This is a genomic window from Phyllobacterium sp. P5_D12 (assembly GCF_054049495.1).
In genome coordinates this window covers 1-7,816 of sequence record NZ_JBFUMG010000198.1, presented here as the reverse complement: position 1 = coordinate 7,816, position 7,816 = coordinate 1, and the positions used below count along the sequence as shown (strand labels likewise).

The 7,816-nt window shown below is 60.1% G+C and carries 7 protein-coding genes; 5 read left to right on the top strand and 2 right to left on the bottom strand.

Annotated features, from left to right (window positions below; genetic code table 11):
- The 5 genes from ACXJ5O_RS14230 to ACXJ5O_RS14210 all read left to right on the top strand — a co-directional run.
- On the top strand, positions 1–663 hold a 663-nt coding region (locus tag ACXJ5O_RS14230), incomplete at its 5' end, for a 3-hydroxyacyl-CoA dehydrogenase NAD-binding domain-containing protein (protein WP_457300457.1).
- Positions 664–667: 4 nt separating this feature from the next.
- Positions 668–1,831, top strand: coding sequence for an acyl-CoA dehydrogenase family protein (locus ACXJ5O_RS14225; protein WP_457300456.1), 1,164 nt, complete (start codon positions 668–670; stop codon positions 1,829–1,831).
- A gap of 11 nt (positions 1,832–1,842) precedes the next feature.
- On the top strand, positions 1,843–3,921 hold the full coding sequence (locus tag ACXJ5O_RS14220; RefSeq protein WP_457300455.1) for an acetate--CoA ligase family protein: 2,079 nt from the start codon (positions 1,843–1,845) through the stop codon (positions 3,919–3,921).
- On the top strand, positions 3,918–4,700 hold the full coding sequence (locus tag ACXJ5O_RS14215) for a carnitinyl-CoA dehydratase (RefSeq protein ID WP_224506749.1): 783 nt from the start codon (positions 3,918–3,920) through the stop codon (positions 4,698–4,700). The genes ACXJ5O_RS14220 and ACXJ5O_RS14215 overlap by 4 nt, the downstream gene beginning before the upstream one ends.
- The gene (locus ACXJ5O_RS14210; RefSeq protein WP_457300454.1) at positions 4,697–5,647 is read left to right on the top strand and encodes an alpha/beta hydrolase; all 951 of its coding nucleotides are present in this window, start codon (positions 4,697–4,699) and stop codon (positions 5,645–5,647) included. Before ACXJ5O_RS14215 ends, ACXJ5O_RS14210 begins: the two co-directional genes overlap by 4 nt.
- Here ACXJ5O_RS14210 and ACXJ5O_RS14205 read toward each other — a convergent pair.
- Positions 5,644–7,302: an ABC transporter ATP-binding protein gene (locus tag ACXJ5O_RS14205; RefSeq protein WP_457300453.1), complete on the bottom strand. Its 1,659-nt coding sequence runs from the start codon at positions 7,300–7,302 to the stop codon at positions 5,644–5,646. The two genes, ACXJ5O_RS14210 and ACXJ5O_RS14205, sit on opposite strands and share 4 nt — an antisense overlap.
- The coding region (locus ACXJ5O_RS14200) for an ABC transporter permease (RefSeq protein ID WP_457300452.1) at positions 7,302–7,816 on the bottom strand (515 nt) is incomplete at its 5' end. The genes ACXJ5O_RS14205 and ACXJ5O_RS14200, both read right to left, overlap by 1 nt.

Genomic DNA, 7,816 nt, shown 5'->3' with positions numbered 1-7,816 from the left:
GTGGTCGGCCATCCTTATAATCCTGTCTATCTCCTCCCGCTGGTTGAGATCGTCGGCGGCAAGCAGACCTCGCCCGAGGCCGTCGAGAAAGCCCGCGAACTCTACACCTCGATCGGCATGAAGCCGGTGGTGATCCGCAAGGAAATCGAAGCCTTCGTCGGCGATCGCCTGCTCGAAGCCGTCTGGCGCGAGTCCCTGTGGCTGATCAAGGACGACATCACAACGGTCGAAGAGCTCGACGACATCATCCGCTATTCGTTCGGCATTCGCTGGGCGCAGATGGGCATGTTCCAGGTCTACCGCGTCGCGGGTGGTGAAGCCGGCATGCGCCACTTCATCGCGCAGTTCGGTCCATGCCTGTCATGGCCGTGGACCAAACTCATGGACGTGCCGGAACTCGACGAGGAACTGGTTGACAAGATCGCCAGTCAGTCGGACGAGCAGGCGCATGGCCTGTCAATCCGTGAGCTTGAGCGTATCCGCGACGATAATCTCGTCGCCATCATGGATGCGCTGTCCAAGCAGAACAAGGGCAAGGGCTGGGGTGCAGGCGCACTTCACAACGACTACACCAAGCGCCTGTCGAAGCTGGCGCAGAAGCCTGCCGTTTCCAAGGCAGCCACCAAGGCGGTCGCCAGCAAGCCCAAGAAAAAGAAAGGGTAACGCTATGGATTTCGGTCTTTCGGAGGAGCAAAGGCTGATCGTCGAGACGACACGCGCCTTTGTCGAAAACGAACTTTATCCGCACGAGGCGGAAGTCGAGCGCTCCGGCGTCCTGCGCAAGGAATTGGCTGATGAGCTGAAGCAAAAGGCAATCGAAGCCGGGCTCTACGCCGCCAATATGCCGGAGGAGGTCGGCGGTGCCGGTCTCGATACGGTGACGTGGCTGCTTTACGAAAAAGAGCTGGGCCGCGCCAACTATGCGCTGCACTGGACCTGCGTCGGACGCCCTTCCAACATCCTGCTTGCCGGCACCGACGCGCAGAAGGAAAAGTACCTGTTCCCCTGCATCCGTGGTGAAAAGTCCGATTGCCTCGCGATGACCGAGCCGGGTGCCGGTTCCGACCTGCGCGGCATGAAGGCGACCGCCGTTGAAAAAGGCGGCGACTGGGTCGTCAACGGCACCAAGCATTTCATCAGCCACGCCGTCGAAGCGGATTTTGTTATTCTCTTCGTTGCCTCGGGCGAAGAAGATACGCCGCGCGGCAAGAAAAAAAAGATCACAGCCTTTTTCGTCGACAAAGGTCATCCCGGCATGACCATCCGCGAGGGCTATCGAAACGTTTCGCATCGCGGCTATACCAATGCGATCATCGAGTTCGACGATTGCCGCCTGCCACAGGATGCGATCCTCGGCGAAGTTCACAAGGGCTTTGAAGTTGCCAATACCTGGCTCGGAGCCACCCGCCTTCAGGTTGCGGCAACCTGTCTCGGCCGTGCGGAACGGGCACTTGGCCACGCCATCGAATATGCGGCGCAACGCCAGCAATTCGGCCAGCAGATAGGCAAGTTCCAGGGCGTTTCGTTCAAGCTCGCCGATATGGCCACCGAGTTGAAAGCTGCTGACCTGCTCACCTTCGAAGCTGGCTGGAAATTCGACCAGGGCACAGTCGCGGATCAGGACATGGCGATGGCCAAGCTTAAGGCTACCGAAATGCTTGCCTTCGTTGCGGACGAGGCGATCCAGATCCATGGCGGCATGGGCCTGATGGACGACCTGCCGCTCGAGCGCATCTGGCGCGACGCACGTGTCGAGCGCATCTGGGAAGGCACATCCGAAATCCAGCGGCACATCATCTCGCGTGCCCTGCTCCGCCCGCATGGCGCGTAACGGAGCATTTGATGGCATCGCATAAGCTCGATCGTCTGCTCAGGCCGAAAACCATTGCTGTCTTCGGCGGTCTGCAAGCCGCCGAAGTCATCAAGCAATCACAGAAAATGGGCTTTTCCGGCGAGATCTGGCCGGTCCATCCCAAACATGATGAAATATGTGGTCTCAAGGTCTACCGTTCCGTCGCAGATCTGCCGGGCAGCCCCGATGCTGCCTTTGTCGGCGTCAATCGCTTTCTCACGCTGGATATCGTGCGCGACCTGCGTGAAGCCGGTGCGGGCGTCGCTGTCTGCTATGCCTCGGGCTTTCTCGAAGCAGGCGCCGACGATGCGGATGGCGCAAGGTTGCAGGAAGAACTCGTCGAAGCGGCTGGCGATATGCCGATCATCGGGCCCAACTGCTACGGGCTGATCAACTATTGCGATGGCGCCCTGCTCTGGCCCGACCAGCATGGCGGGCGGCGGCTTGGCCCGGATGAACGCGGCGTCGCCATCATCACGCAATCGTCCAATATCGCCATCAACATGACGATGCAAACACGCGGCCTGCCCATCGCCCACGTGATGACGGCGGGCAATCAGGCGCAGACCGGTCTCCCGGATATGGCAATTGCGCTTCTCGAAGATGAACGCGTTACCGCGCTTGGCCTCCATATCGAGGCGTTCCAGTCGGCACCAAAATTCGAGCTTCTGGCCAAGCGCGCCCGCGAACTCGGCAAGCCCATAGTCGCGATGAAGGTCGGGCGTTCAGCCCAGGCCCGAGCCGCGACAGTCTCGCACACCGCCTCGCTGGCGGGATCCGATGCGGCCTCCGACGCGTTTCTCAAGCGTCTCGGCATAGCCCGCGTCAACTCGATTGCGTCCTTCCTTGAGACATTGAAGCTGCTGCATGTGCACGGCCCGCTCGATGGCAATACGCTCTGTTCCATGAGCTGTTCCGGCGGCGAGGCATCGGTCATGGCCGATAGTGCCGAGGGTCGATCTGTCAACTTTCCAGAATTGACGTCAGAGCACCGGGCGCGGGTCAAATCCACGCTCGGCGCGTTCGTCGCCGTCGCCAACCCGCTCGATTATCATACATTCATCTGGAACAACGAACCGGCATTGACAGAGACATTCACCGCCATGGTATCCGGCGGCTTTTCGCTAAGCTGCCTCGTCCTCGATTTTCCGCGCAAGGATCGCTGTTCGGATGTCGACTGGTGGTCGACCGTTCGAGGTTTTGAAAACGCGCTGGCGACCAATCAAGCCAAAGGCGCCATTGTCGCTTCGCTGTCAGAGAACATTCCGGAAGAATACATGTCCGGCCTGATGGCGAAAGGCATCGCACCGCTCTGCGGCATAACAGAAGCTTTTGATGCGGCGGAAGCTGCAGCCTTCATAGGCAAGGCGTGGAAGATGCCGCTTGCGGAAGCCGTGGCGGTTCCGGAGGAGCAAGCTGAAGGCCGCACGCGTACCCCGGACGAAGCCGAAGCCAAGGCCGTTCTCAAGAGGGCGGGCCTGCCCGTGCCGGACGGACAGCGCTGCACCACGAGCCCGGACGCCGTCGCCATTGCCAACGCACTCGGGTATCCGGTCGCACTCAAGGCACTCGGCATCGCCCACAAGTCCGAACAGAACGCCGTCCGGCTCAATCTGAAGGATGCCGATGCGGTCAGGTCCGCCGCCGATGATCTCGTTGGTCTCGGAAGCGGTCTTTATGTCGAGCGGATGGTGACGGGAGCGGTTGCCGAGCTTATCGTCGGCATCATCGACGACCCGCAATTCGGTCCGGTCATGACCCTCGGCACCGGAGGCGTTCTGGTGGAATTGCTGCAGGATACGGCAACCCTGCTCTTGCCCTCGAGCCGCGAGGACATCGAGAATGCGTTGCACTCGCTGCGCATGTTCCCGCTGCTCGATGGCTATCGCGGCAAGCCCAAGGCTGATCTTGACGCTGCTATCGAAGCGATCATGGGTATTGCGGCATTCGCTGTGAACAATTCTGGCCGAATTGCCGAACTTGATATCAATCCGCTGCTGGTCTGCAGGCAGGGCGAAGGCGCATGGATCGCCGATGCGCTGCTGGTGACAAAGGGAGAGCTGAAATGAGCGATGTAATCAGGACGCGCCGCGAAGGCGGCATTCTCGAAGTCACGCTGGACCGGCCAAAAGCCAATGCGATTGACCTCACGACGAGCCGCCTGATGGGCGAAACGTTCAAGAAATTCCGTGACGATCCCGAATTGCGTGTCGCCATCGTGCAAACCGAGGGCGACAAGTTTTTCTGCGCCGGCTGGGACCTGAAGGCCGCAGCCGGCGGTGATGCGGTCGATGGTGATTATGGCGTCGGCGGCTTCGGCGGCCTGCAGGAACTGATCGACCTCAACAAGCCCGTCATTGCCGCGGTCAATGGCATGGCAGTCGGTGGCGGGTTCGAACTCGCCCTCTCCTGCGATCTGATTTATGCGTCGGACCATTCCAGCTTTGCCCTGCCGGAAATCCGCGCAGGCACCCTCGCCGATGCCGCAACGGTCAAGCTGCCGAAGCGTATCCCCTATCATGTCGCCATGGATCTTCTGCTAACAGGTCGCTGGATGGACGTTAGCGAGGCGCATCGCTGGGGTCTGGTCAACGAGGTCCTGCCGAAAGACAAGCTGATGGAGCGCGTCTGGGAAATCGCCCGCATGCTCGAAAGCGGGCCACCGCTGGTCTTCGCTGCCATCAAGGAAGTGGCGCGCGAAGCCGAGAGCATGGGGTTCCAGGAAGCCATGAACTGGATTACCAAGCGCAAATTCCGTACAGTCGACACGCTCTACGCATCGGAAGACGGCCAGGAAGGCTTCAAGGCCTTCGCCGAAAAGCGTGAGCCCGTCTGGAAGGGGAAATGACCACCGACTATTCCACGTTGATCGACGAGGAAACCTGGGCGTTCATAGAACGTACCAACAGTTTCTACCCACCCGATGCCATCGAGCTTTCGATTGCCCAGCAGCGGGATGTTTACGACACCATGTGTCGCGGGTTCTTTGCCGGCTATCCTGAGGCGGTGTCGGCAAGCGACCAGTTCATCGACAGCGGCAGTCACAAGATCCCACTTCGCATCTATGAAAAAAGTGGGGGCGATCCGGAAGCCATCTGCCTCTATTTTCACGGAGGCGGCTTCGTCGTTGGTGGTCTTGAGAGCCACGACGATGTCTGCGCCGAATTGTGCAATGGCACAGGCTTCCGCGTGATCTCGGTCGACTACCGGCTCGCACCCGAACATCTGCACCCATCCTCGTTCAGGGATTGCCTTGCTGCCTTCGAGCACGTGGCTGCTACTTCAGATTTGCCGATAGTCCTGTGCGGCGATAGTGCCGGCGGCAATCTGGCGGCTGCGGTCACGCATCATGTGCGCCGTCACGACCGCGCGCCGATTGGTCAGGTTCTCATCTATCCCGGGCTCGGAGGGGCAACCGATCAAGGTTCTTACCTGACCCATGCGGAAGCGCCGATGCTGACAACGCGGGACACGCTATATTATTTCAATCTCAGAGGCGGCGGGTTCAACTGGTCGACCGACCCGCGTTTTGCACCATTGAACGACACGGATTTCGCCGATCTGCCCGCCACTGTCGTGATTTCAGCCGAATGCGATCCGCTATCGGACGATGGCCGGCACTATCGCGACAAGGTACTCGCTGCTGGTGGCAAGGCGATCTGGAACAACGAGCCAGGCCTGGTGCACGCCTACCTGCGTGCCCGCCACAGCGTGGAGCGCGCGCGCTCCAGTTTCCGTCGCATTGTGACGGCGGTACATCTGCTTGGCCAGGGCCGCTGGCCCGGCCAGCTCTAGTTCCCAGCGCTGGCCATCCGGCGGTGCTTCATCGCATCCTCAAGCCAACCGAGTTCCATCTCCGGAACTGACGACAGCAACAGATCGGTGTAATCGTCGAAAGGCGGCGCCAAGACTTCCGACTTCGGCCCGTAGCGAACAACCTCGCCCCGATACATCACGGCGATGGAATCGGCGATCGATTTCACCGTCGCGAGATCGTGCGTGATGAAGAGATACGCAACGTTCTCGTCCTTCTGGAGATCGAGCAGCAGTTTCAATATTCCATCCGCAACCAATGGGTCGAGAGCGCTGGTGACCTCGTCACATATGATGAGCTTCGGCTTTGCCGCCAGCGCCCGCGCTATGCACACGCGCTGCTTCTGGCCACCGGAAAGCTCGGCCGGATATCGATCGGCAAATCCCTTGCCCATCTCGATCTTTTCGAGGAGCTCGGTAACATGCCTGTCGCGCTCCTTGCCCCGCATCTTGAAATAGAACTCGAGCGGCCGGCCGATGATCGTGCCGATGGTCTGGCGCGGGTTCATGGCGGTATCCGCCATCTGATAGATCATCTGCAACTCGCGCAGATCATTGCGCGTACGGTTGGCAAGACGGGGAGACAAGGCCCGCCCGTCAAAGGTGATGCTTCCTTCCATCGGTGGCAACAGCCCGGTTATCGCCCGGGCCAGCGTGGATTTGCCCGAACCGGATTCACCAACGACGGCCAGTGTCTGGCCAAGATGGATATCCACCGAGACATTTTTCAGCACCTTTACCAGTCCGCCGCCATAGGCCGCCGTGACATTGTTCACGACCAGGATCGGCGCGTCCGTTGGGTTCTTTTGCTCATGCGGGATATGATGCACGGAGACCAGCTGGTTGGTGTATTGCTGGCGTGGTTCCTTGATGATCTGGTGCGTATCGCCGTACTCGACTTTCTTGCCGTGCCGCAAGACAATGATGTCATCTGCCACCTGCGCCACGACGGCGAGATCATGGGTGATGTAAAGGGCCGCAACATTCGTATCGCGGATCGCATCCTTGATCGAAGCCAGCACATCGATCTGCGTGGTCACGTCGAGCGCCGTCGTCGGCTCGTCAAACACGATCAGATCCGGCTCCGAGCACAGCGCCATCGCGGTCATGGCCCGCTGCAGCTGTCCACCTGACACCTGGTGCGGAAAACGCTGGCCGAATGTTTCAGGATTGGGCAGGCCAAGCTTCTTGAACAGGCCGATCGCGCGTTTCTCGGCTACGGCCTTCGAGCAGATGCCGTGCAAGAGCGCCGCCTCGACCACCTGATCCATCAGCTTGCGCGCGGGATTGAAGGCTGCGGCAGCAGATTGTGCAACGTAGCAGATTTCACGGCCGCGCACTTGCCGTAGCAATCTTGCCCCGCCTTTCAATATGTCGCGGCCATTAAGCAAAACTTCGCCGCCGGTAATCCGCACGCCGCCGCGCCCATAGCACATGCTGGAAAGGCCGATCGTCGACTTGCCTGCACCGGACTCGCCAATGAGCCCCAGCACCTTGCCGCGCTCGACCTTGACGGAAACACCGTCGACAATGACGACATTGCGCGGCGGTTCTCCGGGTGGGTAGCTCGTCGCCTCGATACGCAGATTGCGGATATCGAGCAGGGTTCCACTTCTGTCTACGGGACGTTTGGCCATTAGCCGCGCCCTCCCTTCAAGCTGGTGGTGCGATTGAGGATCCAGTCGGCAACCAGATTAACCGAAATGGCAAGGATGGCGATGGCCGCAGCGGGGATCAGCGCCGCCGGAATGCCAAATACGATGCCTTCCTTGTTTTCCTTGACCATGCCGCCCCAATCCGCGTCCGGCGGTTGCACGCCAAGACCGAGGAACGACAGTGCAGAGAGAAACAGCACCGCGAAAATGAAACGCAGTCCGAGCTCGGCGATCAGCGGCGTCAGTGCATTCGGCAGGATTTCCCGGAAGATGATCCACATGCGTCCCTCGCCGCGCAGTTTTGCCGCCTCGACGAAATCCATAACATTGATATCGACAGCGACAGCGCGCGCCAGCCGGTACACCCGCGTCGCATCGAGCAGGCCCATCACCAGGATGAGTGTCACGACGTTGGCGGGCAGCACCGAAAGCACCACAAGGGCGAAGATCAAGGTCGGAATTGCCATGATCAGGTCGACGAAGCGCGACATGAGCT

What these genes read in the sequence shown, in the direction of transcription:
- ACXJ5O_RS14225 (WP_457300456.1), top strand. Translation starts at nt 668, where the DNA reads ATGGATTTCGGTCTTTCGGAGGAGCAAAGGCTGATCGTCGAGACGACA.
- ACXJ5O_RS14220 (WP_457300455.1), top strand. Translation starts at nt 1,843, where the DNA reads ATGGCATCGCATAAGCTCGATCGTCTGCTCAGGCCGAAAACCATTGCT.
- ACXJ5O_RS14215 (WP_224506749.1), top strand. Translation starts at nt 3,918, where the DNA reads ATGAGCGATGTAATCAGGACGCGCCGCGAAGGCGGCATTCTCGAAGTC.
- ACXJ5O_RS14210 (WP_457300454.1), top strand. Translation starts at nt 4,697, where the DNA reads ATGACCACCGACTATTCCACGTTGATCGACGAGGAAACCTGGGCGTTC.
- ACXJ5O_RS14205 (WP_457300453.1), bottom strand. Translation starts at nt 7,302, where the DNA reads ATGGCCAAACGTCCCGTAGACAGAAGTGGAACCCTGCTCGATATCCGC.